General features: G+C 69.7%; 27 protein-coding genes. 13 read left to right on the top strand and 14 right to left on the bottom strand.

Translation table 11 applies throughout. The features are described 5' to 3' along the window. The coding region (locus tag ACFQV6_RS43175) for an FG-GAP repeat domain-containing protein (RefSeq protein WP_378033544.1) at nt 1-1,341 on the top strand (1,341 nt) is incomplete at its 5' end. 55 nt (nt 1,342-1,396) lie between these two features. Here ACFQV6_RS43175 and ACFQV6_RS43170 read toward each other — a convergent pair. After that, entirely contained in the window at nt 1,397-2,812 is a 1,416-nt protein-coding gene (locus tag ACFQV6_RS43170; RefSeq protein WP_378033543.1) for a diguanylate cyclase domain-containing protein, read from the bottom strand. A 159-nt stretch (nt 2,813-2,971) separates the two neighbouring features. On the opposite strand from ACFQV6_RS43170, the gene ACFQV6_RS43165 reads away from it, so the two are divergent. After that, nucleotides 2,972-3,331, top strand: a complete 360-nt coding sequence (locus ACFQV6_RS43165; protein WP_378033542.1) for a PadR family transcriptional regulator — start codon at nt 2,972-2,974, stop codon at nt 3,329-3,331. Beyond that, nucleotides 3,328-4,314, top strand: coding sequence for a permease prefix domain 1-containing protein (locus ACFQV6_RS43160; protein WP_378033541.1), 987 nt, complete (start codon nt 3,328-3,330; stop codon nt 4,312-4,314). The genes ACFQV6_RS43165 and ACFQV6_RS43160 overlap by 4 nt, the downstream gene beginning before the upstream one ends. A gap of 24 nt (nt 4,315-4,338) precedes the next feature. Here ACFQV6_RS43160 and ACFQV6_RS43155 read toward each other — a convergent pair whose 3' ends face one another. Then, the gene (locus ACFQV6_RS43155) at nt 4,339-5,079 is read right to left on the bottom strand and encodes an SDR family oxidoreductase (RefSeq protein WP_378033540.1); all 741 of its coding nucleotides are present in this window, start codon (nt 5,077-5,079) and stop codon (nt 4,339-4,341) included. A 136-nt stretch (nt 5,080-5,215) separates the two neighbouring features. Between ACFQV6_RS43155 and ACFQV6_RS43150 the strand changes: the two genes are divergently transcribed. After that, complete coding sequence (locus ACFQV6_RS43150) at nt 5,216-6,583, top strand: hypothetical protein (RefSeq protein ID WP_378033539.1); 1,368 nt, start codon at nt 5,216-5,218, stop codon at nt 6,581-6,583. A gap of 67 nt (nt 6,584-6,650) precedes the next feature. On the opposite strand, the gene ACFQV6_RS43145 is transcribed toward ACFQV6_RS43150, so the two are convergent. The 5 genes from ACFQV6_RS43145 to ACFQV6_RS43125 form a co-directional block, all read right to left on the bottom strand. Continuing rightward, a complete protein-coding gene (locus ACFQV6_RS43145; protein WP_378033538.1) occupies nt 6,651-7,208 on the bottom strand; it encodes a LuxR C-terminal-related transcriptional regulator in 558 nt (185 codons plus the stop codon). 74 nt (nt 7,209-7,282) lie between these two features. Then, entirely contained in the window at nt 7,283-8,854 is a 1,572-nt protein-coding gene (locus tag ACFQV6_RS43140; protein WP_378033537.1) for an ABC-F family ATP-binding cassette domain-containing protein, read from the bottom strand. Nucleotides 8,855-8,968: 114 nt separating this feature from the next. Then, on the bottom strand, nt 8,969-9,334 hold the full coding sequence (locus ACFQV6_RS43135) for a DUF2809 domain-containing protein (RefSeq protein ID WP_378033536.1): 366 nt from the start codon (nt 9,332-9,334) through the stop codon (nt 8,969-8,971). A gap of 65 nt (nt 9,335-9,399) precedes the next feature. Beyond that, on the bottom strand, nt 9,400-9,678 hold the full coding sequence (locus tag ACFQV6_RS43130; protein ID WP_378033535.1) for a hypothetical protein: 279 nt from the start codon (nt 9,676-9,678) through the stop codon (nt 9,400-9,402). A gap of 52 nt (nt 9,679-9,730) precedes the next feature. Beyond that, the gene (locus tag ACFQV6_RS43125; protein ID WP_378033534.1) at nt 9,731-10,447 is read right to left on the bottom strand and encodes a DUF4386 domain-containing protein; all 717 of its coding nucleotides are present in this window, start codon (nt 10,445-10,447) and stop codon (nt 9,731-9,733) included. Nucleotides 10,448-10,618: 171 nt separating this feature from the next. Here ACFQV6_RS43125 and ACFQV6_RS43120 point away from each other — a divergent pair, with 171 nt between their 5' ends. Then, nucleotides 10,619-11,281, top strand: coding sequence for a TetR/AcrR family transcriptional regulator C-terminal domain-containing protein (locus tag ACFQV6_RS43120; RefSeq protein WP_378033533.1), 663 nt, complete (start codon nt 10,619-10,621; stop codon nt 11,279-11,281). 62 nt (nt 11,282-11,343) lie between these two features. Here the strand turns inward: ACFQV6_RS43120 and ACFQV6_RS43115 are convergent, their stop codons facing one another. Then, entirely contained in the window at nt 11,344-12,780 is a 1,437-nt protein-coding gene (locus tag ACFQV6_RS43115; RefSeq protein WP_378033532.1) for a PLP-dependent aminotransferase family protein, read from the bottom strand. Between ACFQV6_RS43115 and ACFQV6_RS43110 the strand changes: the two genes are divergently transcribed. After that, nucleotides 12,779-13,807 carry a DMT family transporter gene (locus ACFQV6_RS43110; RefSeq protein ID WP_378033531.1) on the top strand — a complete coding sequence of 343 codons (1,029 nt, stop codon included), beginning with the start codon at nt 12,779-12,781 and terminating at the stop codon, nt 13,805-13,807. The two genes, ACFQV6_RS43115 and ACFQV6_RS43110, sit on opposite strands and share 2 nt — an antisense overlap. A gap of 225 nt (nt 13,808-14,032) precedes the next feature. Here the strand turns inward: ACFQV6_RS43110 and ACFQV6_RS43105 are convergent, their stop codons facing one another. Then, nucleotides 14,033-14,665: an FMN-dependent NADH-azoreductase gene (locus tag ACFQV6_RS43105; protein WP_378033530.1), complete on the bottom strand. Its 633-nt coding sequence runs from the start codon at nt 14,663-14,665 to the stop codon at nt 14,033-14,035. 96 nt (nt 14,666-14,761) lie between these two features. Between ACFQV6_RS43105 and ACFQV6_RS43100 the strand changes: the two genes are divergently transcribed. Then, a complete protein-coding gene (locus ACFQV6_RS43100; RefSeq protein ID WP_378033529.1) occupies nt 14,762-15,262 on the top strand; it encodes a MarR family winged helix-turn-helix transcriptional regulator in 501 nt (166 codons plus the stop codon). Nucleotides 15,263-15,299: 37 nt separating this feature from the next. On the opposite strand, the gene ACFQV6_RS43095 is transcribed toward ACFQV6_RS43100, so the two are convergent. Together ACFQV6_RS43095 and ACFQV6_RS43090 are read right to left on the bottom strand one after the other, a co-directional pair. Continuing rightward, complete coding sequence (locus ACFQV6_RS43095; protein ID WP_378033528.1) at nt 15,300-16,742, bottom strand: FAD-binding oxidoreductase; 1,443 nt, start codon at nt 16,740-16,742, stop codon at nt 15,300-15,302. Between the two features lie 75 nt (nt 16,743-16,817). Next, nucleotides 16,818-17,243, bottom strand: a complete 426-nt coding sequence (locus ACFQV6_RS43090; protein ID WP_378033527.1) for a hypothetical protein — start codon at nt 17,241-17,243, stop codon at nt 16,818-16,820. 94 nt (nt 17,244-17,337) lie between these two features. Here ACFQV6_RS43090 and ACFQV6_RS43085 point away from each other — a divergent pair, with 94 nt between their 5' ends. Together ACFQV6_RS43085 and ACFQV6_RS43080 are read left to right on the top strand one after the other, a co-directional pair. Further along, a complete protein-coding gene (locus tag ACFQV6_RS43085; protein ID WP_378033526.1) occupies nt 17,338-17,883 on the top strand; it encodes a PadR family transcriptional regulator in 546 nt (181 codons plus the stop codon). A 13-nt stretch (nt 17,884-17,896) separates the two neighbouring features. Further along, nucleotides 17,897-19,612 carry an acyl-CoA dehydrogenase family protein gene (locus ACFQV6_RS43080; RefSeq protein WP_378033525.1) on the top strand — a complete coding sequence of 572 codons (1,716 nt, stop codon included), beginning with the start codon at nt 17,897-17,899 and terminating at the stop codon, nt 19,610-19,612. A gap of 63 nt (nt 19,613-19,675) precedes the next feature. Here ACFQV6_RS43080 and ACFQV6_RS43075 read toward each other — a convergent pair whose 3' ends face one another. The 3 genes from ACFQV6_RS43075 to ispH form a co-directional block, all read right to left on the bottom strand. Beyond that, nucleotides 19,676-20,368 carry a DivIVA domain-containing protein gene (locus ACFQV6_RS43075; RefSeq protein ID WP_378033524.1) on the bottom strand — a complete coding sequence of 231 codons (693 nt, stop codon included), beginning with the start codon at nt 20,366-20,368 and terminating at the stop codon, nt 19,676-19,678. Between the two features lie 249 nt (nt 20,369-20,617). Beyond that, the gene (locus ACFQV6_RS43070; RefSeq protein ID WP_378033523.1) at nt 20,618-20,965 is read right to left on the bottom strand and encodes a hypothetical protein; all 348 of its coding nucleotides are present in this window, start codon (nt 20,963-20,965) and stop codon (nt 20,618-20,620) included. 500 nt (nt 20,966-21,465) lie between these two features. Continuing rightward, nucleotides 21,466-22,404, bottom strand: a complete 939-nt coding sequence (gene ispH, locus ACFQV6_RS43065; RefSeq protein ID WP_378033522.1) for a 4-hydroxy-3-methylbut-2-enyl diphosphate reductase — start codon at nt 22,402-22,404, stop codon at nt 21,466-21,468. 122 nt (nt 22,405-22,526) lie between these two features. Between ispH and ACFQV6_RS43060 the strand changes: the two genes are divergently transcribed. From ACFQV6_RS43060 to ACFQV6_RS43045, 4 genes are all read left to right on the top strand, one after another. Further along, nucleotides 22,527-23,939, top strand: coding sequence for a family 2B encapsulin nanocompartment shell protein (locus ACFQV6_RS43060; protein ID WP_378033521.1), 1,413 nt, complete (start codon nt 22,527-22,529; stop codon nt 23,937-23,939). Further along, on the top strand, nt 23,939-25,069 hold the full coding sequence (locus ACFQV6_RS43055) for a family 2 encapsulin nanocompartment cargo protein terpene cyclase (protein ID WP_378033520.1): 1,131 nt from the start codon (nt 23,939-23,941) through the stop codon (nt 25,067-25,069). The genes ACFQV6_RS43060 and ACFQV6_RS43055 overlap by 1 nt, the downstream gene beginning before the upstream one ends. A gap of 2 nt (nt 25,070-25,071) precedes the next feature. Further along, nucleotides 25,072-25,917 (top strand): geranyl diphosphate 2-C-methyltransferase, encoded by an 846-nt coding sequence (locus ACFQV6_RS43050; protein ID WP_378033519.1) that lies wholly within the window; start codon nt 25,072-25,074, stop codon nt 25,915-25,917. A gap of 342 nt (nt 25,918-26,259) precedes the next feature. Then, nucleotides 26,260-26,510, top strand: a 251-nt coding sequence (locus tag ACFQV6_RS43045; protein WP_378033545.1) for a Clp protease N-terminal domain-containing protein, incomplete at its 3' end; no start/stop codon positions are given.

Raw genomic sequence — 26,510 nt, 5'->3', positions numbered from 1 at the left:
TGGGCCAGCCTGACCATCGCCACCACCACCCTGACGGACAAGGCCAGCTACAACTGGGACGTCCGGGCCGAGGACACCAGCAACGCCGTCTCCGACCGCTACCCCAGCGAGACGACGACCTGCCGGGTCACCATCGACGCCTCCGCACCGCCGGCACCCGACGTCACCAGCGAGGACTTCCCGGAGGCCACGCCCGACGGCGGCACCTGGTCCAAGGTGAAGTTCGGTACCACCGGCTCGGTCACCTTCGAGTCGGCCGGCGCGACGAAGTTCATCCACTCCTTCTCCAGCCAGGAACCCCGGACCGCGACCGCCACCGGCGGCAAGGCCACAGTGACGGACCTGAAGCCCCGTAACGCCGGCCCGAACTCGCTGGAGGTCGTCGCCTACGACGCGGTCGGCAACCCCAGCGTCCGGACCGTCTACTACATGTACGTGATGCCGAGCGACGTCGCCGACGCACCGGGCGACCTGACCGGCGACAAGATGGCGGACCTGCTCCTGATCAACGGTGAGGGCCGGCTGCGTACCTGCCCGAGCCAGCCCAACGGCGGGCTCCACACGTGCCTGGTCTCCTCGTACAGCACCGGCAACAAGCTGGACCCGACCGGGCACTGGTTCGACGCGGCCACCAACAAGACGTCCCTGATCGCCAAGTACGCCGACGTCTACCCCGGTGACGGCACCACCGACCTGTTCGTCCGCCACTACGACGGCTCGATGTGGCTCTACCCCGGCGACGGCTACGGCAGCTTCAACGTCGACGACCGCATCAAGATCCTCCTGCCGTCCAACACCCCGGCGACCTCCACCTGGACCCAGATGAAGGCCGTCGGCGACATCACCGGCGACAAGCTGCCGGACCTGGCCATCCGGGCCGGCTCGGCGTTCTGGCTGCTGTCCGGATACACCGGCGCGAGCTTCCTGACCGCGACCTCGATGGACACCGCCAACTGGTCCACCGCCGAGATCGTCAACATCGCCGACGTGAACCTCGACGGTGCCCCGGACATGACCTTCCGCAAGCCGGACACCGGCATCATGTACATCCGGCACGGCAAGCCCGGCACGGTCGCCGGCAGCGTCGACCTGAACTCGTTGAAGAGCGCGGCGGCCTCGCTGAAGGGCGTCGACACCCAGTACGGCACGAACTGGACCGCCGCGAACATCACCGCGATCGTCGGCATCCCGGACGTCAACGGCGACAAGATCCCGGACATGTGGGCCCGGCGCGGCACCGATGGTGTTGTGAAGGTCTACTACCCGAACGCCACCGACACCGGCGCCGCGAAGGACGCGATCATCACGGCCAACTGGGCGGCCATGAAGGGCTTCGCCTGACCACCTGAGCAACCCGGTGAAGTGGGCCTGAGCGAATCACCGCTCAGGCCCACTTCTACGTGTGGCGCCCGGTCTGGATCAGAACCCCGGGCGGCGGGGCGACCTCGAACCCGTGGGTGCCGGCCCGCTTCGCCTCGTACATGGCCAGGTCGGCACGGCGTAGCAGCTCGCCCGCACCCGACGTGCGGCCCGGTTCGGTGACCGCCACGCCGATGCTGGCGCGGATCACCAGCTCCTGCCCGGCGAAGACCATCGGCTCGCTGAGCCCGGCGAGGATCCGCTCGGCCGCCTGTTCCGCACTGCCGTTCGGCCAGCCGATGATCACGCCGAACTCGTCGCCCCCGAAACGGCCGACCGTGGCGCCACGCGGTGACCAGCGGATCAGGATCTCCGCGGCGGCGATCAGCATCGCGTCGCCCGCGTCGTGGCCGTACGTGTCGTTGACCTGTTTGAACCCGTCCAGGTCGACGAAGAGCACCGCGGTGTCACCGGCCGCACAGGCCGTGTCCAGGGCCCGGCCGAAGGCGGCCCGGTTGACCAGCCCGGTCAGCGCGTCGTGGGTGGCGGCGTGGGCCAGCTGCTGCTGGCTGGTCTTGCGGTCGTGGATGTCCCGAAGGTTGATCAGGTGACCGCGGACATCGGGGTCGCCGGTGAGGTCGCGGATGGTGGCCTCGGTCCACCGATAGGTGCCGTCCGTGGCGCGTACCCGGATCTCGGCCGGCACCAGCTGCGCACCGGGTCCCGGCGCCTCCTCCAGCAGCCGCACCGCCAGCGGCACGTCCTCCGGGTGCGCCCAGTTCTTGAGCGCGAGCAGGTCGACCGCCTCGGGCTCGAGTCCGGCGAGCTGCCGGATGGCGGGGCTGACATAGGGGATGGTGCCGTCGGACTGGTAGATCGCGAACACGTCGGCGGAGTCGTGGATCAGCGCCCGGTACCGCCGCTCGGTCGCCCGGGTGGCCACCACCGCCTGCCCGCGCTCCACGTCGGTGACCGCGATGGTGCGGATGAGCAGCGCGGAGAGAACCACCGCGCTCAATGCGGCGAAGTGCACAGCGGGCGCCGGGATGTAGGACGGCGCCCAGCCCAGCGCGATGGCGCTCTGGCCGGCGATCGCGCAGAGCAGCGTCCACACCAGGCCCGGGCGCCACAGGTGCGGCCCGGAGAACCGCATGTGCACCGCGACCGTCATGGCCAGGCCGACGACCATCACCGCACCCCAGCCGGTGCCGTAGACGAAGGCCGTAGTGGTGACCATCAGCAGCCCCATCCGGAGCCCGACGTACCGCTTCAGGTCGCCCCGCGCGAGCCACCGCTGCACCCGGGGCTGCTGCTGCGCACCGCCGAGCAGGCCCATGACCAGGCACCAGATCGGCAGGTCGCCGCCGTAACCGGAGAGGTACATCGCCAGGTAAGCGGTGATCACCGCAATTGCTTCGAAGCTGTAGCCGGCCAGGGTTCGCAGGCGACTCACCGCGACCTCCTCCCCGAGTAATCGAGTGACTACTCGGAGCTGACCATCGGCGGGCACCCTGAGCACCTGAAGCTACTGGGAGTGCGGTGCGTCACCGGCAGACGGCACACAATGCTGCGCCTGTTGCAATAGTGTGCGTGACACACTATAGTTACCGGCATGACAATGGATGCGACGCTCTCCAGCCACCTGCAGGAGCTGCGCCGCGGCACGGTCGTCGTCGCGAGCCTCACCGTCCTGCGCACCCCGGGGTATGGGTACTCGCTGCTCGAAACACTGAGCGCGGCCGGTTTCGAGGTGGAGGCCAACACCCTCTACCCCCTGCTGCGGCGCCTGGAGACCCAGGGCCTGCTGACCAGTTCGTGGAACACCGATGAGGCACGGCCGCGCAAGTTTTACGTGACCACCGAGCAGGGCGAGGCGATTGCGAACGCCCTGCGCACCGAGTGGACCCGCCTGGACAGCGCGATCACCGACCTCGACACCCCCGCCGGCACCGTTTCAGGGAGCGACAAGTGACAACCCTCATCGACCGTTACGTCTATACCGTGCTGCGCCGCGTTCCCGAGCAGCAGCGCACCGACATCGAGCGCGAGCTGCGCACCTCGATCGACGACGCGATCGAGGCCCGGACGGACAGCGGCGAGGCTCACGACCCGGCCGTCACCGCCACGCTTCTCGAGCTCGGCGACCCCGACCGGCTCGCCGACGGTTATGCCGACCGCACCCAGTTCCTGATCGGCCCGCAGCTCTACCCGGCCTGGCGACGGCTGCTCACCATGCTGCTCTCGATCGTGCTGCCGGTCGTGGTCATCATCCTCGCGACAGTCGACGCGATCGAGTCGGAGAGCATCGGCACCGTGATCGGCGGGGTGGTCACCAACATCCTGACCATCGGCGTGAACATGGCCTTCTGGGTGACCGCGGTCTTCGCGCTCCTGGAGCGGACCGGGGTTGCCGCCCCGTCGATGCGCGACCGCCCGTGGACGCCCGACGACCTCCCCCGCTACGAGTCGAACTTCATGACCGTCAGCCAGCTCGCCGCCGGGATCATCTGGCCGGTGCTCCTGATCGCCGCGCTGGTCCTCCAGCAGTTTACCTTCACCGACGTGCCGACCCTGGACCCCGCGAACTGGACCTTCTGGTGGCCGTACCTGATCGTGGTCCTCGCCCTGGAAGCCCTCTACATGGTCTGGCTCTACCGGCAGGGTGGCTGGTCGCACAAGGCCACGGTGGTCAACGGTGTCCTCGGCCTGCTCTACGTCGTCCCGGTGGTCTGGCTGCTCGCCACCGAGCAGTTCTTCAACCCGGAGTTCATCGCCGGTCTGGAGTGGGGCACCGTGGAGCCGCTCTCCTGGCTCACCGGCATCGTCATCACGGTCGTGGTGATCGCCCAGGCCTGGGACTTCGTGGAGGTCGCGGTCCGCGCCGAGCGGGCCCGGCGGGGACTGCCCACCCAGGTGCCCGGCACGGGCCGCGAGTTCACCAGCCCGGTCGGCTGACCGCCGGCCCCGGCGCCTCGCCCGTCACGGGCGGGGCGCCGCCGTGTCCGCCAGCCACTCCGCGAACCGCATCCTGCCCAGCGTGACCTCACCGGTTGGCAGCAGACCGCCCTCGGCCATCGCGCGACCCGCCGGGATCTGCAGGACCAACCGCCGGCTCCCCTGCGCCCGGAGCACCTCACGGGCCATGGCGGCGATGTCCAGTCGATCCGGGCCGGCCATCTCGACCACCCGGTTGAGCGGCCCGGCAACCGCGATCCGGACCAGTTCCGCGGCCACTTCGGCGGCGGCCACCGGCTGGCTGCGCATCTTCGGGATCACCGCGACCGGACCCGGCACCCGGCCCAGGATCTGGCCGGCGAACTCGAAGAACTGGGTGGCCCGCAGGATCGTCCACGGGACGGTACCGGCCTTCACCAGCTCCTCCTGGCGCAGTTTGCCCTCGTAGTAGCCGGACTCGACCCGGTCCACCCCGACGATCGACAGCGCCACGTGATGGGCGACACCGGCGCGCTTCCCGGCGGCGAGCAGCCGCTCGGTGGTGGTGCCGAAGAACGCCACCGACTCCGCCCGGCTCAGCGTGGTCACGTTCGCCACGTCGATCACGGCGTCCGCCCCGCGCAGGGCGTCGTCGAGCCCCGCCCCGGTCATCAGGTCCACCCCGCCGGACCGGGAGATCACCACCACGTCGTGCCCGCCGGAGCGCGCCGCGTCCGTCACCATCCGCCCGATCAAGCCGGTGCCACCGGCCACTGCGATTCTCATGCGGGAGGGACGGGGCAGCCAGCCGAGATGTGACAGACCGATGGGCGACCCGTTTCGAATGGTTCTTGGACAGGTGCGTTGACTCCGTTACCGCACGCCGATACCGCTTGAGGTCTCGACCTCAGGAGGTCTTCCCATGTCCCTCGACCTGGATCGCCGCATCGCCGACTTCGGCACCCGCTTCCGGATCTTCCCGCAGCCCCGATTCCTGCAGATGGCCGACGGCTCCGGCCCGCTGTTCGCCGAGCCGGAGGAGGTCGTGATCGCCCTCGACCCGTCCGCCGTGCAGGCCGGACCGGCCGACGACCGGATGTTCGTCATCGACGCCGTCGGCAAGCTGCCCTACAACCGGTTCTTCCGCCCGCCCTACCAGGGTGGCTTCAACCCACCGGTCCAGCCGGGGCCGGACGGCCACTTCGACCACCTGGACCCGAACACCCGCGAGTTCTCCGCGGCGACCATGTACGCCACGGTCCGCCGGGTGCTCGACATCTGGGAGGACTACTTCGGCCGTACGATCCAATGGCATTTCGAGTCCGACTTCGCCCGCCTCGAGCTCATCCCGCTGATCGAGTGGAACAACGCCCAGTCCGGGTACGGGTTCCTCGAATTCGGTTTCGGCCGCACCGCCAACGGCACCATCGACCACACCCGCCCGTACTGCGAGAACTTCGACGTGCTCGCCCACGAGCTGGGCCACAGCATCATCTTCGCCGAGGTCGGCTTCCCGGCCAGCCCGACCGACGAGGGCATCGACTACGGCGGGATGCACGAGTCCTCCGGCGACCTGGTCGCGATCATCGCCTCGCTGCACTTCCACTCGGTCGTGGACCACCTGCTGGAGAGCACCAAGGGCAACCTGCTCACCATCAACGGCCTGGACCGGGTCGGTGAGCTCTCGGACAGCCGGCAGATCCGGATCGCCTTCAACGGGCTGCGCATGTCCGACGTCGGCGACGAGCCGCACGACCGGTCACTGCCACTGACCGGCGCCGTCTTCGACACCATGGTCGAGGTGTTCCAGCACGACCTGGTCGCCAAGAAGCTGATCAGCGACGATCTGCGGGTCCGGTCGACGAACCTGCCGGGCACCGCTGCCGACCTGGCGCAGATCCAGGCGGACTTCACCGCGGCGTACGCCGGGAACGAGGCTGCCTTCAAGGAGTCGTTGCTGCTCGCCCGCGACTACGTGGGTAAGTTGCTCGCCGTCACGTGGGGGAAGCTGTCGCCGGACTTCCTCACCTACCACAGCATCCTGCGGACGATGCTCGATGCTGACCGGGAGCTGACCGGTGGGGAGAATTCCACAGTCATCCGGGAGTGCTTCGCCTGGCGGGAGATCGCGCCGGTGCCGACGTCACTGCTGTTGCGCCAGCACACGCTGACCAGCTGTGGTCTTGATGCGTCCGAGCCTGCCACCGGTGTCAACGGTGCCGGCGGCTACGCGGGATATCGGGTCCCCGCTCCTCGGCCGGAGGGAGCCGGCCTGCACGCCGGCCGTTGAGTTTGGCATGGCGGCCACGCCGTGGTCTGACCACCGGGTGGCCGCCGGCCACTCCCGATGTCGTGTCTCAGTTGGTCAGTCGTAACGGGTCTTCCACCGGGCTGGTGGCTGCCTCGGCGATCTCCGCGATCCGCGCCAGGACCTCGTGCGGATCGTCCACGTGATCCACTTTTCCGCGGGCCAGTTCGCCCACATAGTGGAGGAGCTCATGTATCGACGCGCCCGAAGGTATGGAATCCGGACGCGTCGACACTTCAGCGACCCTCAAAAGTGCGGTCAGGTCGGCAATGGTTGTTCGGAGCCGCTGCGGGTTGAGGCTGGCGATGACAACCGGTTGCATCGCCTGGGCGGCCCCGTCGCGGCGGGGCACGGGGCCGTCCATGGTGCGGAGCACGCCGAGCCGGAACGCGATCGCCACGGCGTGCGCCTGATCACGGGCGCCGAGCTGGCGATAGAGCGTCCTGAGCCGGGACTTGACGGTGTTGGTGGAGATGTACAGACGGGCTGCCATCTCACGGGCCGTCTCACCCGCGGCGAGTGACTCGATCGTCTCCTGGAGGTGTGGTGCCAGCACTGGCTGACCTGATAAGTCACCAGCGAGGCTTTGGTGCGGTTGCAGTGACATGTCAGGAATGTAGATCTTTAACATTGCTACATTCGTGAATGTTCGCTATCGGACACACCCTGGCAGACAAAGGATTAATCCGCCAGGGATAAGTGGGGCCAACCGGCCAGGTCACGCCCCATCTGCCGGTCGTGCGTCGCGATCACCACCGCCGCTGGAGTGACCCGCAACGCCTCGGTCAACTCATCCACCAACGCGATCGACAGGTGGTTGGTGGGCTCGTCCAGCAGGATCACGTGCGGCGCCGACACGAGCAACCTCGCCAGATCCAGCCGCCGCTGCTGCCCGGTCGACAACTCCCGCACCGGACGCGACCGGTCCGCCGCCGGCAGCAGACCCAGAGCCGCGAGGCCCGGGACCACTTCCTCAGCACGGCGCGCGTCACCCTCCGGCGACTCCTGAGCCAGCAAATTCAGCTGTACGCCTGGAGCACTCCGAACCACCCCCGCCGAGGGTTCGCGAAGTCCCGCCAGAACCGCGAGCAAAGTCGACTTGCCGGCGCCGTTCGGTCCCGTCACGATCAGGCGCGATCCCGACTCCAAAGCGAGCGACACCGGCTTTCGCAGGCGCCCCTCGACGGTGACGCCGTCCGCCGCGAGCAGGGTCGTCCCCGGCCGGGCGGGCAGGTGCGGCATCACGAACCGCAGCGGCGGCTCCGGCGCCGTGACCGCGTGCCGTTCCAGATCCTCGCGCCGCCGGTGCACCGACCGGACCAGGCCCGGCGCCCGGGTGGCCCGCTTGTGCCGGCCGGTCCCCTTGTCCGGGCGCCACCCGCTGACCAGCCGGTTCTGCGCCGAGGACAGATCACGGGTGAGCCGGGCGTGCGCCTCTCGCTGCTGCGCGTACTCCTGCTCCCACCGGACGAGCGCGGCCGCCCGCCCGGCCTGGAAACCGGCATACCCACCGCCGTGGACGACCGGCCGGCCGTCCCGGCTCGGATCGAGGTCCAGGATCGTGGTCGCCACGTCCGTGAGCAGGGCCCGGTCGTGGCTGACCAGCACGATCCCGCCCGGGTGCGCCCGCAGCCGCGCGGTCAGGAAGTCCAGACCCGCCGCGTCCAGGTGGTTGGTGGGCTCGTCGAGCAGCAGGAAATCGTGTCCGGCCCCCAGCAGGCACGCCAGCCGTACGCGATAACGCTGACCCACCGAGAGCGTCCGCAACGGCCGGCCCCGGTCGGTCTCCGCGTTCAGGCTCTCCAGCGCGAGATCCACACGCCGGTCCGCGTCCCACGCGCCGAGGGTTTCCGCGGCGGTCAACGCCCGCGCATAGGCCTCCCCGGCTCCCGGCCGCCCGGCGGCCACGCCGGCGGCACCCTCGTCGAGCGCCCGCAACGCGGCCCTGGCGTCAGCGAGCTCGGCGTCGATCGCGTCGCCCACGGTCTCCGCGCCGGCCGTCATCTCCTGCTCGGCCACGCCGATGGTGCCGACCAGCTGAACCGTGCCGGCATCCGGCACCAACGTCCCGCTCAGAACCTGGAGCAGGGTCGACTTGCCGCGCCCGTTCTCACCGACGACGCCCCACCGGGTCCCGGACGACACCGCGAGATCCACACCGTCGAGCACAGGACGCCCGCCACGGACGACCCTGATCTGCGAGGCGACAAGCTGCGCACGGGCGCGGGCGGGCAGGGTGATGCTGAGAGACATCCTCTTTCTCTTCCTCTGAGCCCCGCCCGCAGAAGGGCAGGGTGAAGCCGACTCCGACCGAAGGTGGGAGCCGAACTCAGAGGTAGAGGACGTACGGCATGCCGGCCAGGGTAATCACGGCCGCGCGGCGGGCGCCACCGATTTACGGGTGACCCACAGATGCAAAGCCACCAGCGGCAGTACGCCCACGCCGTACCAAAAAAGGTCTTTCGCGTCGAAAGTGACGCCGAGCGCGAGGCGCGCCAGCAGGCTGCGCTCCGACAACGCCGCGGGGATGCCGGTCAGCTGAAGGAACTCGACCGCCCAGCAGAAGGTGATCGCCGCTGCCCCGGCCGGGATCGGGCGGGCGGCCGGAACCAGGACGAAGACGCCGGCGTAGATCATGGAAGCGTAGAGGGCGGTGCCGGAGTGCTGCGTGAGCGCGCTGCGGCCGTCGAGAATGCCGCCGTCGCTCACCAGCAGGCGGATGCCGAGTGCCACAGCCAGGAACACGCCCGCCGCAGCCAATGCGATGACCCGCGTCCGCCGCGGTTCTCTGGCGGGTGTCACCCGGTGGCGGCGCCGCGGTGCGGGCGGCGGGCGAGTGCGGCCTGGGCGTCGAAGCCGGGGTCGATCTCGCTCACGCAGTGTGCCGCGTCGTCGAGCGGCACGCCCTGGGAGAGCAACTCCGCCAGGACGTCGCCGGAGGTCCGGAGGCCACCGGCGACCGCAGCCGCATTGATCATTTCGAACCGGCCGTCGGCACGCAGCAGGTGAATCCGGTGCTGGTCACCCGCCCGCTCGACCCGGACGGCGGTTACCGGGGTTTCCGCTGCATGAGCCACGCCGCAAGCCTATCCAGCGCCCCCGACCCGGAATGAACGGGGCCGCCGGTCGTCACCTCAACGTCGGTGTCTCTTGGCCGGCATCGCTGGTCGTCACCTCGCCGACGGTGTCTCTCGGCCGGCGCACGCCCAGGATCAGCAGGTAGCCGATCATCCAGAACTCGCCGATCGAGGCCGGGAAGGCCAGCACGTCGGCCACCATCCCCGCGTCCGGGGCGAGGTAGCGTGCGAAAGCACTCACCAGATAGCCCACCCCGCCGGCGATCAGCACCCAGCCGAGCGCCCGCGGCAACCGGCCCGAGTTCAGCACGCACCTGCCCATCGGGATCAGCCACAGCCCGAAGAAGACCGCGCCGACGCCCCAGAGGTTGTCGCTCACCAGGTACAGCAGCTGGACCGTGTTCGCCGGATCCCCGATCGGGTCCTGGACCACCTCGATCGCCGCACCGAGCATCGCCGCGCTGCCGAGGATCATCACCGAGTTGATCAGCCCGAAGGCCGCGACGCCGAACGCGTTGAGCGGGTCCGAGGCCCGGAACAACCGGTAGAACCAGACCGCGGCGAGCGCCTGGGTGACCACGATGAGCAGTTCGAACGCGACGCCGGCACGGGCGAGCGACTCGTTCTCGATCAGGTTGGCGAGGGTGGCGGCGGGGTCGCCGGCCGCGTAGAGCCGCGGGCGGATCAGCAGGAAGCCGAACATGCCGCTGACGGCGAGGCCGAGATAAAAAAGCCCGGTGGCTCGGGCGGTACGAACGAGTGGATGCATCGGTGTCTCCTCCATAACCTTACAAGGTAAGGCAGTCTTACGTTGTAAGGTAGACCATGGAGTCAAGAGCTGATCCCGGTCGCGCGGATCGCCCGTGCGAAGCTGTCATGCGGATCATCGTGCGGATCGCCGCTGCGCAGCTGTTCGCGGATCGTCGTGCTGAGGAGGGTCGTGGCGCCGAGGGCCGGGCGGGAGCCGTTGAGCCGTGAGCGGGTGCTCGGCGCGGCGGTGGCCATCGCCGACACGGAAGGCCTGAAAGCACTCACGATGCGCCGCCTCGCCGCCGACCTGGACGTCGAGGCGATGTCGCTCTACTACCACCTGCCGGCCAAGGAGGCCCTGCTCGACGGCGTGGTGGAGACAGTGCTCGCCGAGGCGATAACCGCGGCCGGCCAGACGAGCGAGGACGACTGGCGCAAACGGCTGCGCGGACAGTTCCTCGCCGCTCGGCAGGTGATGCTGCGCCACCCCTGGGCGCCGGCACTGCTGACCTCGCGGCGCAACATCCCGCCGATCGTCTACCCCTACTACGACGGCATAGTCGCGACGATGGTCGGCGCCGGCTTCTCGTACCGGCTGGCACACCGCGCAGTGCACTCGTTCGGCAGCATGACGCTCGGCTTCGTACAGGAGATCTTCAGCCCCGCGGACACCGACGACACCTCGGACGAGGACCTCGCGGCGATGGCCGAGGTGGTACCGAACCTGACCGCGATGATGACCGAGGAAATGCACGCCGCGGGCGATCCGACGCTCGGCTGGTGCGACAGCCAGGTCGAGTTCGAGTTCACCCTCGACCTGCTCCTCGACGGCCTCGACCGCCTCCGCCCCTGACGCCGCCCGCCCCGGCCCCGCGGCTGGCTCCCAAGGCTGCCTCCAGCTGCGTGAAGCAGCGCTCACGACCAGCCGGGGTTCGGCGAGTCGCTCGGCGTGGGGGTGGGCGGTCGGGGGAGGGCTCGGGCAAGGCGGTGGATGGCCTCGTGCATGAGGTGGGGTGGGGCGGCGGCGTATGTGAGGCGTAGGTGGGGGGCGGGGGGTTCGGCTGCGTACCAGGGGCGGCCGGGGAAGACGATCACGCCTTCGGCGGCTGCGGCGGTGGTCACGGTTGTGTCGTCGGTGCCGTCGGGGAGGCGTACCCACAGGTGCAGGCCACCGCGGGGGATGGCCGCCGGGACGAGACCGGGCAGGTGGTGGGTGAGCGCGGCGAGGAGGGCCTCGCGCCGGGAGCGGAGCGCTGCGCGGAGGGTACGGCGGTGACGGGACCAGGCCGGAGAAGTCACGAAGTCGTACGTGGCCTGTTGGAGTGGACCGGCCACGAAGAAGTCGTCGAGGAGCCGGCCGGAGCGGAGACGGGCGCCGGCGGGGCCACGGGCGCCGATCGCCGCGACCCGCAGGCCGGGGGCCGCCGATTTGGTCAACGATCGCAGGTAGACGACGTGCCCGTCCGGGTCGTGTGCGGCCAGGGGTGGCGGGGCGTCACCGTCGATGACCAGGTCGCGGGCGTAGTCGTCTTCGACGAGGAAGGCGCCGGCGTCCCGTACGATCGCGGTGATCTCAGCCCGGCGCGGCACCGCCAAGGTCGCCCCGGTGGGGTTGGCGAACAGCGGCTGGCAGTAGAAGAGTCGCGCGCCCGTCCTGGCGAACGTAGCGGCGAGGTGCTCCGGCCGTACCCCATCTCTGTCAGCCGGCACCGGCACCACCCGCAGCCCCGCCGCGCGCGCCGCCGCCAGCGCACCCAGATAGGTGGGCGATTCGACCAGAATCGTGTCGCCGGGCATGGTCAGCGCGCGGAGGGCGGAGGAGAGCGCGGCCTGGCCGCCGGGGCAGATCACCAGATCATCGGCCCGAAGGCCGCCACCGGCCTCCCGGGCGAACCACGCCCTCAGCTCCTCACGCCCCTCGGCAGGGCCGCGCTGCCAGGACGCCGGCTGCCGTGCCGCCCGGGCCAGCGCCGCACCCAGCGCGGCGGTCGGCTGGAGGTCGGCGTCAAGGTAGCCGCCGGTGAGCGGAATCGCGCCCGCGGGCGGTAACGCCAGTAACGCCCGCATCTCCTCCTCCCCCGGCCGGCGCGGGCCGAGAGCGACGGTCTGCCACGACAGGTCGGGAGCCGCGTTGGCGGCGGGACGGGGCGCGACGAAGGTTCCGCGGCCGGGATGTGTTTCCACCAGTCCTTCCGCTACCAGTTGGCGGATCGCGTCGGCCACGGTCACCGGTGAGGTGTGGTGCCTGGTGGTCAGATCACGCACCGGTGGCAGGCGTGAGCCGGCCTCCGCTGCCGTGATCCGGCTGCGGAGATCTTGGATAACGCGAGCTCTGGCGTTACCGTCATTCATGACGGAGAAGAGTAGCGCTACAGGCAAGATGGCGGTAACACTCGGAGCGCTGGGGGTGCTCGGGTTCAGCCTGTCGCTGCCCGCGACGCGTGTGGCCGTGCAGCACCTGGACCCCTGGTTCGTCGCGTTCGGACGGGCGGCCGGTGCTGCCGTGCTCGCTGCGATCTATCTGTGGTGCTCCGGAGCGCGGCGGCCCACCCGTTCGCAATGGGGGCGCCTGGGTGTGGTGGCGCTCGGTGTGGTGGTGGGGTTTCCGCTGTTCACGTCGCTCGCACTGACCACCCAGAGTACGGCGCACGGCGCGGTTGTCGTCACCGTGCTGCCGGCGATCACCGCGGTGTTCGCGGTACTGCGCGCGGGGGAACGGCCCACCGCCCTTTTCTGGGTGGCGTCCCTCGGTGGGCTGGTCGCCGTACTCGGCTTTCTGATCGGTACCGGGGTGGTGCACGGCGGCCTGTCGATTGCCGATCTCTACCTGGTGGTGGCGGTGGTGCTCTGCGGGCTGGGCTATGCGGAAGGCGGTGTGCTGGCGCGGACGCTGGGCGGGGCGCGGACGATCTGCTGGGCGTTGCTGCTCTCCCTTCCGGTCACGGTCCCGGTGTCACTCGTGGCGGCGCCCGACACTCCCGGCGGTAGCGCCGCGTGGGTGGCGTTCGGTTACCTCACCGTGGTGTCGATGTTCCTCGGGTTCTTCGCCTGGTACGCCGGCCTCGCCCGCGGCGGCATCGCCCGGGTGGGGCAGGTCCAGCTGGTCCAGCCGGTGCTCACGCTGCTCTGGTCAGCTCTGCTCCTCGGCGAACGGGTCACGCCCGCTGCCATCGGTGCCGCCCTCGTGGTTCTCCTGTGTGTCACGCTCAGTCAACGCACCCGCCGCTCCCCCGTCCGGCCCGCCCCGCCCTCCCCCGCTCTTGTGAAAATCAGCGATCCTGTAGCAGTCAGCGATCTTGTGAAGGTCAGCGACGGCGGGCGGGCTCAAATCGACAGTATCGCGGCGCGGCAGACGGGGAATCGCGACGAGCGAGGGTAGGTGCACACGTTCAGGTTGTGCGCGCGTTTACCCAGGTCATAGGCGCTACCAGCGCACACGAAACTCCATTGTGTGCGGCCACCCACGCTGGGCTCGGCGCCCACGGGGCGAGGGCCGGCCGCGCCCGCCCCGAGGCCGGGCGCTCTGAGGTCCCGCCCGCCCTGAAGCCGGACCGCCGCCCTGAAGCCGGGCCGCTGCCGCGGAGCCAGGCCGGCCGGCCCCGGATCAGCGGACGGCGAGGGTGCGCCCGGCCGCGACGGCCGCCTCGTGCGCCGTCTTGCGCATCAGAGCCGCGGTCTCAGCAAAGGCGTCCAGCGCCGGATTGACCCCCACCAGCGTGAACTCCCGCTCGATCAAAGTCAGATCCGCACCCCAGATGTCAGCAACCACCCGGCGCAGGTAATCCGTGTTGTGGTCCCAGCCTTCTCGGGGCGTCCCCGGCCCGTACGCCCCGCCCCGGGTGGTCAGCACGATGGCCGGCTTGCCGTCGAGGAGCTTCTCCCCCTGGTCGCCGCCGGCCATCACGAGGTCGATCCAGGCCTTGGCGTGCTGGGAGATCCCGTAGTTGTAGAGCGGCAGCGCAAGGATCACAGCTTCGGAGTCGCGGAGTTCGCCCGCGAGGGACCCGGCCAGGCTGAGGGCGCTGTGATGCGCGTCGGAGCGCTGCTCCTCGGGGGTGAAGGACCCGTGGATCGCGCTGGCCCAGGCGTCGGCGGGCAGCGGTTCGGCGCCGAGGTGCCGGCGTACGACGGTGGTGCCGGGGCGGGTGGCGGTCCACTCGGCCTCGACCAGGTCGGCGAGTTCGGTGCTCGCGGAGCGCGGGCCCTGGATGCTGGCGTCGATACGCAGAACGGCCATCGTTTTCTCCCAAAATGCGAGCTTGAATGTTCAACTCGACTGTGACACGTCTTGGGTTGAATGTTCAAGTGGCAAACCCGGGTATCGTGCTTTTCTGTGAGCGACCACACCGACGTCCCGTGGCTGTCCGACTCCGAACGCCACGCCTGGGTGGCGTTCAGCTCGATGCTGATGATGGTGCCGCCGGCCATCGACGCCCAGCTCAAGCGCGACTCGGGGATCAACTTCTTCGAATACTCCATCCTCGCCTCGCTCTCCAACGCACCGGACCACACGGTGCGCATGAGCACGCTCGCCGACCTGGCCTACGGCTCACTCTCCCGGCTCTCCCACGCCGTCAGCCGCCTGGAACGTCAGGGCTGGGTCCGGCGCCGCGCGGCCGACAACGAGCCCCGCTGCATCCTGGCGGTGCTCACCGACGAGGGCATGAACGCGCTGGTCGAGGCCGCGCCCAACCACGTCCGGGAGGTGCGCAGAATGATCTTCGACGCACTGACCCCGGAGCAGGTGGGCCAGCTGGAGTCGATCGGCCGCCAGCTGCTCCTCGCCGCCGCCCCGCACATGAACGCCTGCCTCGAACGGGAATCGACCCGCTGACCGGCCGGCGCCGCAACAAAAACGCCAGGAAGCGGGATCAGAGAGCGTACGGCGACCGGAACAACCCCTGCGGATCAGCGACCGTCCTGATCCAGCGAAGCCGGGCGAAGTTCCCGCCGTAGTAGCGAGGCAGCGCCGCCGGGCTCGGCTCGAGATAGTTCACGTACCGGCCGGCGGACCAGTTACGCATCGCCCGGTGTCCGGATTCGATCCACGCGTACCCGTCCCGGACGGCCGCCGCGTCGCTCGCTCCCGGCATGACGAGCCACTGCAGCATGGTGTGCACACCACGCCACGGGAACGCCGTCGCCTCCGGCGCGACCCGCCCCGCGGCACCCGTCATCCGCTTGAACTTCGCCACACCCGGCCGCCCCTCGCGAGCCCGCCGCTCCACTGTGGCGAGCAGCGTCGCGATGCCGGCCTCCGGCAGCACCTCCCGGAAGATCTCGCTGCCCACCAGCTCGGTGCCGCGCCCGTCCGCACCGGCGCGATCACGCAGGACGTCCAGGTGCGGGCGGCGGTCCAGCTTGGCGGTCGCCGGCTCACGCCCGACAGCACGCGCGATCTCCGCGGCCTCGGCGGCGGCGTCACCCTCAAGGACGACACCCGATATGCGTACGGTCAAACGGCCCCGCCCGTCCGATGCGAACTGGCACGACGACCAGGTCTCGTCGGGCGCGTCGATCAGCCGCGCCTGCCACCCCGCCGCCACCCGCCGCGCCTCGGTCCACGGATAGTTCAGCACGAATGTGCCGACGGTCCCCGTCCGGTAGGTCCGCATCCGCCACCGCGTGACCACCCCGAACTGTCCTCCGCCGCCACCGCGCAGGGCCCAGAACAGGTCCGGCTCCCGTTTCGCGTCGACGGCACGGACCCGCCCGTCCGCTCCGACCAGTTCCGCTCCGACAACAACATCGCAGGTCAGCCCGTACGCCGAAGCCGCCATGCCGATGCCACCACCGAGGGTGACGCCGCCGATCCCGACCGACCCGCAGGATCCTGAAGGGATCGCCTTGCCCGCCGCGCCGAGGCGGTTGAAGACGTCGATGAGGCGTGCCCCGCCGCCGATCTCGGCCGTCCCGCTCGCCCAGTCGGGGCGCACGTCGCTGAGGCCACGCAGATCGATCACCACGCCGGACGCGGCGGTGGACGCCCCCACGTAGGAGTGGCCGCCACCGCGGGTGACCACCGGGATCCGCAGGCGGCGTGCGAAGCGGATCACCTCGCTGACGTCCGCGCTGCTCACGCACTTGGCGACGGCCGGCGGGCGGAAATGGTCGAAGCGGGGGTCGACCAGGCGGCGGGCCGTGTCGTAACCGGTGGTGCCGGGCGTCTCGACCGTGCCGCCGAGGGAGGCGCCGAGAGCGGCCCAGTCGGCGGTCGTGGGACCGCTGCGGGCGATGGCGGACCGTGGGCGGATGGTGGCGCCGGTCAGGGCGGCGGCCCCGGCTCCGAGTACGGCCCGGCGGGAAAGCGACATCACCGTATCGTGTCATATAGGGCGAAATCACCCATGCAGGTACGCATGGCGGATCTTCGTGTTGAGCCGGTGGGGTCAGTCCGCTTCGGTGGCGTCGGCGCGCAGGCGGTCGATCCGCTCGACACCTCGCTGAACGCTCTCCCGCGACCGCTCGAGGAACTCGTTGCTGCGGGCGGTCTTCTCCGAGGCCCGCGCCAGGGTGCCCTGGAACCGGTCCATCGGATCAAGCGGGCGGCTCGCCTGCTCCCGGGCCTCGTCGTCCAGGAGGCGCTCCCGCTCGTTGGCCGACGCCTCCCGCTCGTTGGCGGCCCGGTCCCGCTCGTCGGCCTGGCGGTCCCGGAGATCGGCACGCCGGTCACGCAGGTCGGCCTTGCGCTCCCGCCGGGAGGCACGGGCGTCCCGCACGTCGGCCGCGTGCTCACGCTCCCGCAGGAGCTCTTCCCGTTCGTCCGGCGTCAAAGGCCCCGGCCTGGGGTCGTCCGGTAGCGCCGCGCCACTCACGTTTCTCATGCTATCGACGGGTCAGGACCTGTCACCAGGCCGGATCTCTCCGGAGCGGTTGCTATGCAACTCGTTGCATAGCAGAATGGCGGCCATGGCTCTGGAGCACGCGATCCTCGTCTCCCTGCTCGAGAGGCCCGGGTCCGGTTACGAGTTGGCCCGCCGTTTCGAGCGCTCGATCGGGCGCTTCTGGACCGCCACCCACCAGCAGATCTACCGCGTTCTCAAGCGGATGGAGAGCGACGGCTGGGTGGCCGCCGAGGAGATCGGCCAGGACGGCCGTCCCGACAAGCGGGCCTACTCGGTGACCGCGACCGGCCGGGCACAGCTGATCGACTGGCTGCGCCGCCCGGTCCAGCCCGAGGCGGTCCGGCACGAGCTGGCGGTGAAGATCCGCGGCGCGGCCTTCGACGACGACGCCGGGCGAGCAGCGCTGATCGGCGAGGTCGAGCGATACCGGGCCGATCACGAGGCCACCCTGCACCGCTACCTGACCGGTGAGAAACGCGACTTCGGAGGCGACGCCGACCTCGACGCCGGGCAGCGACTGCAACATGTCGTGTTGCGCGGCGGCATCGCGTACGAGCGGATGCTGCTCGACTGGCTCGACGACGTGCTGCACACCCTCCGCGATCTGTAGAAAGGGACGTCCCTTGCTCCTCAACCCGCACACGTACGACCCGGTGCACCTCGATCCGGAGTCGCGCCGTCTGCTGCGCGCGACGATCGACTTCTTCGAGGAGCGTGGGAAGAAGGCGCTGCTCGACTCGTACATCGATCGCGCCTGGTATTCGGACTTCCTCGACTTCGCGGCGAAGGAGGGGCTGTTCGCGCAGTTCCTCACGCCGGCCGCCGACGATCCGGACGAGGACGGGCCGAGCAGGCGCTGGGACACCGCCCGCAACGCGGCGCTGAGCGAGATCCTCGGCTTCTACGGGCTGAACTACTGGTACACCTGGCAGGTCACCGTGCTCGGCCTCGGCCCGGTCTGGCAGAGCGCCAACCAGGTCGCCCGTACGCACGCCGCGCGGCTGCTGGACGACGGGCACGTGATGGCGTTCGGGCTCTCCGAGCGCGGCCACGGCGCCGACATCTACGCGACCGACATGGTGCTCACCCCCGACGGCGGCGGCGGCTTCACCGCGACCGGCAGCAAGTACTACATCGGCAACGGCAACGTCGCCGGCCTGGTGTCGGTCTTCGGGCGCGTCGCCGGCGTCGAGGGGCCGGACGGCTACGTGTTCTTCGCCGCCGACAGCCGCCACCCGACCTATCACCTGGCCGGAAACGTGGTGAACTCGCAGATGTTCGTCAGCGAGTTCCGGCTGGACGACTACCCCGTTCGTGAGCAGGACATCCTGCACACCGGCAAGGCCGCCTTCGACGCCGCGCTGAACACGGTGAACGTGGGCAAGTTCAACCTGTGCACGGCCGCGATCGGCATCTGCGAGCACGCCACCTACGAGGCGGTCACCCACGCGCACCGCCGGATCCTGTACGGCAATCCCGTCACCGCCTTCCCGCACGTGCGCCGCGAGCTGACCGACGCGTACGCCCGCCTGGCCGCGATGAAGCTCTTCGCCGGCCGCGCCGTGGACTACTTCCGCTCGGCGGGGCCGGACGACCGCCGCTACCTGCTGTTCAACCCGATGACCAAGATGAAGGTGACCACCGAGGGCGAGAAGGTCATCGACCTGCTCTGGGACGTGATCGCCGCCAAGGGCTTCGAGGCCGGCACCTACTTCGACAAGGCCGCCAAGGACATCCGTGGCCTGCCGAAACTCGAGGGCACCGTGCACGTCAACCTGGCCCTGATCCTCAAGTTCATGCCGAACTACCTGTTCCACCCGGCTGAGTACGCACCGGTGCCGACCCGGCACGACGCCGCCGACGACGAGTTCCTGTTCCGGCAGGGCCCGGCGCGCGGCCTCGGGCAGATCCGGTTCCACGACTGGCGGATCGCGTACGACGCCCACGCGCACCTGCCCAACGTGGCCCGGTTCCGCACACAGGCCGACGCGCTCGGCGACCTGCTGCGCGACCACGCCCCGGACGAGAGCCAGCAGGCCGACCTGGACTTCCTGCTCTCACTCGGGCAGCTGTTCGCGCTCGTCGTCTACGGCCAGCTGATCCTCGAGCAGGCCGGCCTGACCGATCTCGACGATGACCTGCTGGACGAGATCTTCGCGATCCTGATCCGGGACTTCTCGGCGTACGCCACCGAACTGCACGGCAAGGCGGCCACCACCGCCGAGCAGGCGGCGTGGGCGCTCACCCAGATCGTCCGCCCGGTCACCGACGAGCAGCGCACCGGCAAGGTGTGGGAGCAGGTCCTCAGCCTGGTGGGCGCGTACGAGATGCGCCCCTGACCTTCGCCTCGGCGCAAAAACGACCGGCACCCAAAACGGTGCCGGTCGTTGTGGTGCGACAGATCAGGTGAGTTCGCGCCCCGAGGCGTCCGGGTTGCTCGTCAGGTCCATCAGCTGCTGGGTGACGTGGTTGGTCAGCGCCTCCTGATAGCTGGAGGCGAGCTGGCCCAGACGGTCGATCTCGTCGAGCAGGGCGGCACGCTTCTCCACCAGGCTGTCCATCGCCTCGGTGTGGTTGCGGCGCGCGTCGCTCTCGATCGTGCCGGCCTTGAGCTGCGCGTCGCTGACAAGCTGCTCGGCCTTGTCCTGCGCGCCGCCGATGACGTTCTCCGCCTCGTTCTGGGCGTCGCGCATGTGCTCGTCGGCCGTCCGCTGCGCCATCATCAGCACCCGCGAGTTACGGTCGTCGTCGCCCGCCGAGGCAGCCGCACCGGACGGCGCCTGGCTGCGGGCGCGCTCCAGCTGGGACTGCATGTTCCGCGCGTTCTGCTCGGCGCGGGCGCGGGCCTCCTGAAGGCGCTCGAGCTGCGCGGCCAGGTCGGCGAACTCGTTGTTGAGCACCATCGTCGAGGCGGCACTGCCACCGCCGCCGCGCTGGGCCTGCTCACGCAGCGCGCCGTTCTCCTCGAGAAGTCGGATCAGCTCCTGCTCGACCTCGTCCAGGAACGCGTCGACCTCCTCCTCGTCATAGCCACGCTTGCCAATCGGAGGCTTCTTGAAGGCGACATTGTGAATGTCTGCCGGAGTGAGCGGCATCGTGCTCCTCGGTTCCCCTCGCTTGCGCTGGTGCGGTCTTGCTGGTGCGGTCCTACTGGTGCGGTCTTGCTGTGCGGTCTTATTGGTGCTGTCTTATTGGTGACGGACCCGGAATCCTACGCAACGACCCTGTGTAGTCGCCTGTGTAGTCGCCGTGTGCAAGATCACCGACCGCCAACGGTCGGCGGCTGGTCGAGCGTACGCTGCCCGGCCGGGGTCCGCAGGCCGCGGCGGCGCCTCATTGCACGGTCAGTGCCAGAAGACGGCGACCGCCGCGTTCACCACCGTCAGCGTGATGATCCCGATGAAGTGCCCCTTGTTGACGCTCTCACGCTTCCGGGGGATGAAAACCATGATGAAGATCAGGACGGCGAAGAGCAGCTTCACGCCGAGCTTGACCGGACTCGGCTCGTCATCGCCACCGCCACGTAGCGGAGCCGACAGGCCGATTCCGGTCACCAGCTGGATGATCGAACCCCAGAGGATCGCCGGATTGATCCGGAATCTGCCGGACAGGAACTGCGTGACCGCACCACCGAGCAGCAGCGCGAATCCCAGCAGGTGGACAAAAAGAAGAATCAACCGAAGCGCTTCCACAATCAGCAGCCTGCCAGACTGGTTGCTGAGTGATCGCCCGGGGCTCGTCCGCCCCCCTTCCCACCCCGACTTTTACTCGCGCTTCCGGGTGGTCCTTCTCCTTTATATGTACGGTCGACGGCTCCCCGCCTTTTGCGGCCGCCACCAACTGCACCGCCCGAGCCGCAGCGCCCGCGCCGGTCGTATTGCACCGCCGCGCTCCGATTGCCCCGCCCCACGCGGAGCCCCGCCCCCACCCGCCAACACCCGCCCGCGCCGCCCGCTCCCGCCAGCCCGCGCCCGCCGCACTGGCCCGCGCCGCCCGCTCCCGCCAGCCCGCGCCCGCCCGCACTGGCCCGCCCGCACTGGCCCGCTCCCGCGCCCGTCCCCGCCGGGCCCAGCGTGGGTGGCTGCGCACATTGGGGTTGTGTGTGCGCTGACAATGCCCCTGACGTGGGTAAACGCGCACGCAACTCCAATGTGCGCGCCTATGCCCGTCCGCAAGGCGGGGTCAGGCGGGGTCAGGTCGGGCGGAGGGCGGGTGGGAGCATGAAGGTGATGTTTTCCTCGGTGGTGCGGCGTTCGGCGATGCGGATGGGGCCGAGGCCGGCCAGCGTGTCGATCACGTCGACGACCAGGTGTGGTGGTGTGGAGGCGCCGGCGGTCAGCCCGACCGTGCGGACGCCGGAGAGCCATCGCGGGTGCACGCCGGCGCCGTCCTCGACCAGGTAGGCCGGGGTGCCGCTGCGGCGGGCAACCTCCACGAGGCGCTGCGAGTCGGCCGTACCCACGACGAGCACCACCTCGCACTCGGCGGCGACGACGGCCACCGCCTCCTGCCGGTTCGTGGTGGCGTAGCAGATGTCGTCGGTGCCGGGCCCGCTCAGCTCCGGGAAACGCTCGCGCAGCGCGTCGGCCACCGGCCCGGTCTCCTCGGGCGCCAGCGTGGTCTGGGTCAGGTAGGCCACCCGCTCCGGGTCGGCGACCTCCACCTCGCCCGCCTCGGACACGTCCTGCACCAGCCGGATCCTCCCGGGCACCTGGCCCAGCGTCCCCTCCACCTCCTCGTGCCCGGCCCGGCCGATGAGCAGCACGGTGTCGCCACGGTTCGTGAAGCGCCGCGCGTCGCTGTGCACCTTGGCGACCAGCGGGCAGGTCGCGTCGATCACGTTCAGCCGGCGGCGGGAGGCCTCGACGCGAACGGTGGGAGCGACGCCGTGTGCGGAGAAGACCACGATCGCGTCGTCGGGCACGGTGTCCAGTTCCTCGACGAAGATCGCGCCGAGCTCCTCGAGACGCGCGATCACGTGGGCGTCGTGCACGATCCGGCGGCGTACGTAGACCGGAGCCCCGTGAAGCCTGACGGCCTGCTCGACCATGTCGATCGCCCGGTCGACGCCGGCGCAGAACGACCGGGGCGCGGCGAGCACGACCGTACGGGACAGAACCTGGTCCTCCATGATCACTTAGCTTACGGACAGATCTACACATATTTGCAAAAACCGACAAAACGGCCTTTGACCTGGGATAGAACTTTGGAGCAGTAAGCCCACATTGCGCATGAAACGGGGCGTGCCCAGCCGTGACCAGTTCTCTGAAGTCGTTCGAAAGCCGCGAGGAGCAGGAGCACCAGCAGCGGCAGAGCCTGAGCACGGCGGCGGCCCGTAACCTGACGCACACCACCAAGTCGGTCCCGCAGATGCAGGAGATCTCCTCCCGCTGGCTGCTGCGGAAGCTGCCGTGGGTGGAAGTCCGCGGCGGTACCTATCGGGTGAACCGGCGGATGAACTACCGGCTCGGCGACGGGCGGCTGACGTTCACCAACACCGGCGCCGCCGTCCACGTGATCCCCGGCGAGCTGAGGGAGATCGCGCTGCTCGCGGGGGTCGAGGACGAGGAGCTGCTGCGCGCCATCGCGGACCGCTTCGTTCAGCAGGAGTACCAGTCCGGCCAGGTGATCGTCGAGTTCGGCTCGGTCGCCGACAACCTCTACCTGATCGCGCACGGCAAGGTCGACAAGATCGGCTTCGGGGCGTACGGCGACCCGGTCAGCCTCGGCGTGCTCGCCGACGGTGAGAAGTTCGGTGAGAAGGTACTCGTCGCGGACGACCCGATCTGGGGGTACACCGCGAAGGCGATGACCGCGGTGACCATCCTGGCCCTGCCCCGCGCGGCCTTCACCGAGCTGACCTCCCGCAGCGAGACGCTGCGCAGCCACGTCGAGCAGTTCCGGGACAAGGCGGGACGCCCGCAGAACAAGCACGGCGAGGCCGAGATCACGGTCGCGGCCGGCCACACCGGTGAGCCTGAGCTGGCCGGCACCTATGTGGACTACGAGCTGACACCCCGCGAGTACGAGCTGTCGGTGGCACAGACCGTCCTGCGCGTGCACACGCGGGTCGCCGACCTCTACAACGAGCCGATGAACCAGCTGGAACAGCAGCTGCGGCTGACCGTCGAGGCGCTGCGCGAGCGCCAGGAGTACGAGATGGTCAACAACCCCGAGTTCGGCCTGCTGCACAACGCGGACCTGCGCCAGCGGATCCACACCCGCGGCGGCCCGCCCACTCCCGACGACTTCGACGAGCTGCTCAGCATGCGGCGCGGCACCAAGTTCTTCCTGGCACATCCGCAGGCGATCGCCGCGTTCGGCCGGGAGTGCACCAAGCGGGGCATCTACCCGCCGCCGGTGGAGATGGACGGGCACACCGTGCCGTCCTGGCGCGGCGTACCGGTCCTGCCCTGCGGCAAGATCCCGGTCACCGACACCCACACGACGTCGATCCTGGCCATGCGCACCGGCGAGGCCGAGCAGGGCGTCGTCGGGTTGCGCCAGACCGGGCTGCCGGACGAGTACCTGCCCGGGCTGAACGTGCGGTTCATGGGCATCAGCGACCAGGCGATCATGTCGTACCTGGTCAGCGCCTACTACTCGGCGGCGGTCCTGGTGCCGGACGCCCTCGGCATCCTCGACCACGTGGAGCTCTCCCACTGATGTCCACAGCGACCCTCGACCTGGCGTCGGCGATCCTCGCCGACGTCGCGAACGCGCCACCGGCAGCACTGAGCCGGCTCCTCCGCGGCGAGCCTCTTCACCGTGAACCCAAGCCGTCCGGGATCGGCACCTCGGCGGCGCGCGCCTTCGCGGGTCCCTTCGTGGCGCCGCCCGCCGAGGGTGAGCTGTTCTGCCCCGGCGCGGTGCGTGACGACCCGGCGCTGGGCAGGATCGTCGACGACGCGGTGGCCGACTGGGCGGAGCAGACAGGCATCTATCCGGGCCGGTTGGACCGGCTCCGGTCGTACGGATTCGGTCGCTTCTTGATGCTCGCCCACCCGGCGGTGACCGATCCAGATCGCCTGGTCGCTGCCACGAAGTGCCTGGTAGCCGAATGGGCGGCGGACGATTACTACGTCGACGAGGTGTCGCTGGGCGCGGACCCGGCGGTGGTCGGCTCCCGGCTGACCAACCTGATGGCCGTGATCGATCCCGCCCGGATGGTCCCGCGGTATGCCGCCGACCTCGACGCACACCACCGGCTCCGGCCGATCTCGGTAGCCTTCCGGACCGCCGTGGAACACCTATCCCGGTACGCGTCACCAGCGCAGATCGGCCGCTTCCAGCACCAGGTGTCGCTGCTGTTCCTGGCCTCCACCCAGGAGGCCGACTGGCGTGTCAACCGCCGCACGCCGCCGGTGTGGGAGTACCTGGTGCAGCGGCAGTCCAACAGCTACCTGCCGCCGATGATCCTCATCGACGTGCTGGGCGGGTACGAGCTGCCGGCGCACGAGTTCTACCACCCGCGGGTCCGCCGGGCGTTCACGATGGCCGGCAACGCCGCGACGCTCGTCAACGACCTGCACTCCAGCACCCGGGAGTCGGACCACGACTTCAACCTGCCGTCGGTGCTCGTCGCGAACGAGGGGCTGAGCCGGCGCGAGGCGATCCTGCGCACCGTCGAGGTGCACAACGAGCTGATGCGCGCCTTCGTCGACCAGGCCGCACAGCTGAGCGCGACCGGGTCACCGCATCTGCGCCGGTTCCTCGCCGACACCTGGGCCTGGCTGGGCGGGAGCCGCCACTGGCACGCCACCACCAGCCGATACCGATCCACGAACGGGAGTTGATCATGACTACCACCGTGTTGCGTACCGACTTCGAGAGATCCGTCGCCGCATACTGGAACACCAACCAGCAGGATCCGGTCAACCTGCGGCTGGGCGAGGTCGACGACCTCTACCACCACCACTACGGCGTCGGCCCCTACGACCCGACGGTCCTCGAAGGCCCCGCGGACACCCGCGACCAGCGGATCATCGCCGAACTGCACCGGCTGGAGAGCGCACAGGCCGACCTGCTCCTCGACCACCTCGGCCCGCTCGGCGGTGACGACCTCGTGCTGGACGGCGGCTCCGGGCGGGGCGGCACCAGCATCATGGCCAACCAGCGGTTCGGCTGCGAGGTCGACGGTGTCTCCATCTCCGAGTACCAGGTGGGCTTCGCCAACGACCAGGCCGCCCGCCGCGGTGTCGGCGACCGGGTCCGCTTCCACTTCCGCAACATGCTCGACACCCAGCTCCCGCCCGGCTCCCGCCAGGCGGTCTGGACCAACGAGACCACCATGTACGTGGACCTCGGCGACCTCTACCGCGAGTTCACCCGGGTCCTGAGGTTCGGCGGCCGCTACGTCTGCATCACCGGCTGCGCCAACGACGTGACCGGCCTGCGCTCCAAGTCGGTCAGTAAGATCAACGAGCACTACACCTGCGACATCCACCCGCGCAGCGCCTACTTCACGGCGCTCGCGGACAACGGCCTGGTGCCGATCAATGTGGTCGATCTGACCGCCGCGACGATCCCTTATTGGCAGCTGCGGACCATGTCCCCGGTGGCCACGGGCATCGAGGAGGCATTCCTCACCGCGTACCAAGAGGGAAGCTTCCACTACCTGCTGATCGCGGCTGACCGGATCTGATCTCCTGAAGCTGGGCGTGGCCGGTTGGACGTTCCGGCCACGCCCTCAGGAGTTCCCCACGCCATGACCCAACCCAGCTCGCACGCAACGTCAACGTGTGCGCCCACCCACGCGCGAGCACCCCTCCCGGCCCCACATCGGTGGAGGCGAGGGCGGTGGGGCGGGAGTGACTGGGATAACATTTGGGTGGGTGGAGCGCCCGCCTGTGCCACGAGTGGCTGCCCACGTCAACCATGCGACGTGGCCAAGAGTCCCCGACTCAGCGTGAGCCGGCGCACGCGCCGGCAGGCGACCGTCCAGCGCGGCGGGTGACGTGGGTGCCCGGGCGAGGACGTGATGGGCATGTTCGAGCGGTTCACCGACCGAGCGCGGCGGGTTGTCGTCCTGGCCCAAGAAGAGGCCCGGATGCTCAACCACAACTACATCGGGACCGAGCATGTGCTGCTCGGCCTGATCCACGAGGGTGAGGGTGTCGCCGCCAAGGCTCTGGAGAGCCTGGGCATCTCCCTGGAGGGGGTGCGGCAGCAGGTCGAGGAGATCATCGGTCAGGGTCAGCAGGCGCCGAGCGGGCACATCCCGTTCACGCCGCGCGC

Source organism: Actinoplanes sp. GCM10030250 (assembly GCF_042666575.1).
Lineage (GTDB): Bacteria > Actinomycetota > Actinomycetes > Mycobacteriales > Micromonosporaceae > Actinoplanes.
This window is presented reverse-complemented; position numbering and strand designations above follow the sequence as displayed.

Coding starts and splice junctions, on each gene's coding strand:
- ACFQV6_RS43140 (WP_378033537.1), bottom strand. CDS start 8,854: ATGTCTCTCAGCATCACCCTGCCCGCCCGCGCCCGTGCGCAGCTTGTC.
- ACFQV6_RS43165 (WP_378033542.1), top strand. CDS start 2,972: ATGACAATGGATGCGACGCTCTCCAGCCACCTGCAGGAGCTGCGCCGC.
- ACFQV6_RS43055 (WP_378033520.1), top strand. CDS start 23,939: ATGTCCACAGCGACCCTCGACCTGGCGTCGGCGATCCTCGCCGACGTC.
- ACFQV6_RS43075 (WP_378033524.1), bottom strand. CDS start 20,368: ATGCCGCTCACTCCGGCAGACATTCACAATGTCGCCTTCAAGAAGCCT.
- ACFQV6_RS43105 (WP_378033530.1), bottom strand. CDS start 14,665: ATGGCCGTTCTGCGTATCGACGCCAGCATCCAGGGCCCGCGCTCCGCG.
- ACFQV6_RS43095 (WP_378033528.1), bottom strand. CDS start 16,742: ATGTCGCTTTCCCGCCGGGCCGTACTCGGAGCCGGGGCCGCCGCCCTG.
- ACFQV6_RS43115 (WP_378033532.1), bottom strand. CDS start 12,780: ATGAATGACGGTAACGCCAGAGCTCGCGTTATCCAAGATCTCCGCAGC.
- ACFQV6_RS43085 (WP_378033526.1), top strand. CDS start 17,338: ATGGCTCTGGAGCACGCGATCCTCGTCTCCCTGCTCGAGAGGCCCGGG.
- ACFQV6_RS43125 (WP_378033534.1), bottom strand. CDS start 10,447: ATGCATCCACTCGTTCGTACCGCCCGAGCCACCGGGCTTTTTTATCTC.
- ACFQV6_RS43150 (WP_378033539.1), top strand. CDS start 5,216: ATGTCCCTCGACCTGGATCGCCGCATCGCCGACTTCGGCACCCGCTTC.
- ACFQV6_RS43110 (WP_378033531.1), top strand. CDS start 12,779: ATGACGGAGAAGAGTAGCGCTACAGGCAAGATGGCGGTAACACTCGGA.
- ACFQV6_RS43155 (WP_378033540.1), bottom strand. CDS start 5,079: ATGAGAATCGCAGTGGCCGGTGGCACCGGCTTGATCGGGCGGATGGTG.
- ACFQV6_RS43050 (WP_378033519.1), top strand. CDS start 25,072: ATGACTACCACCGTGTTGCGTACCGACTTCGAGAGATCCGTCGCCGCA.
- ACFQV6_RS43145 (WP_378033538.1), bottom strand. CDS start 7,208: ATGTCACTGCAACCGCACCAAAGCCTCGCTGGTGACTTATCAGGTCAG.
- ispH (WP_378033522.1), bottom strand. CDS start 22,404: ATGGAGGACCAGGTTCTGTCCCGTACGGTCGTGCTCGCCGCGCCCCGG.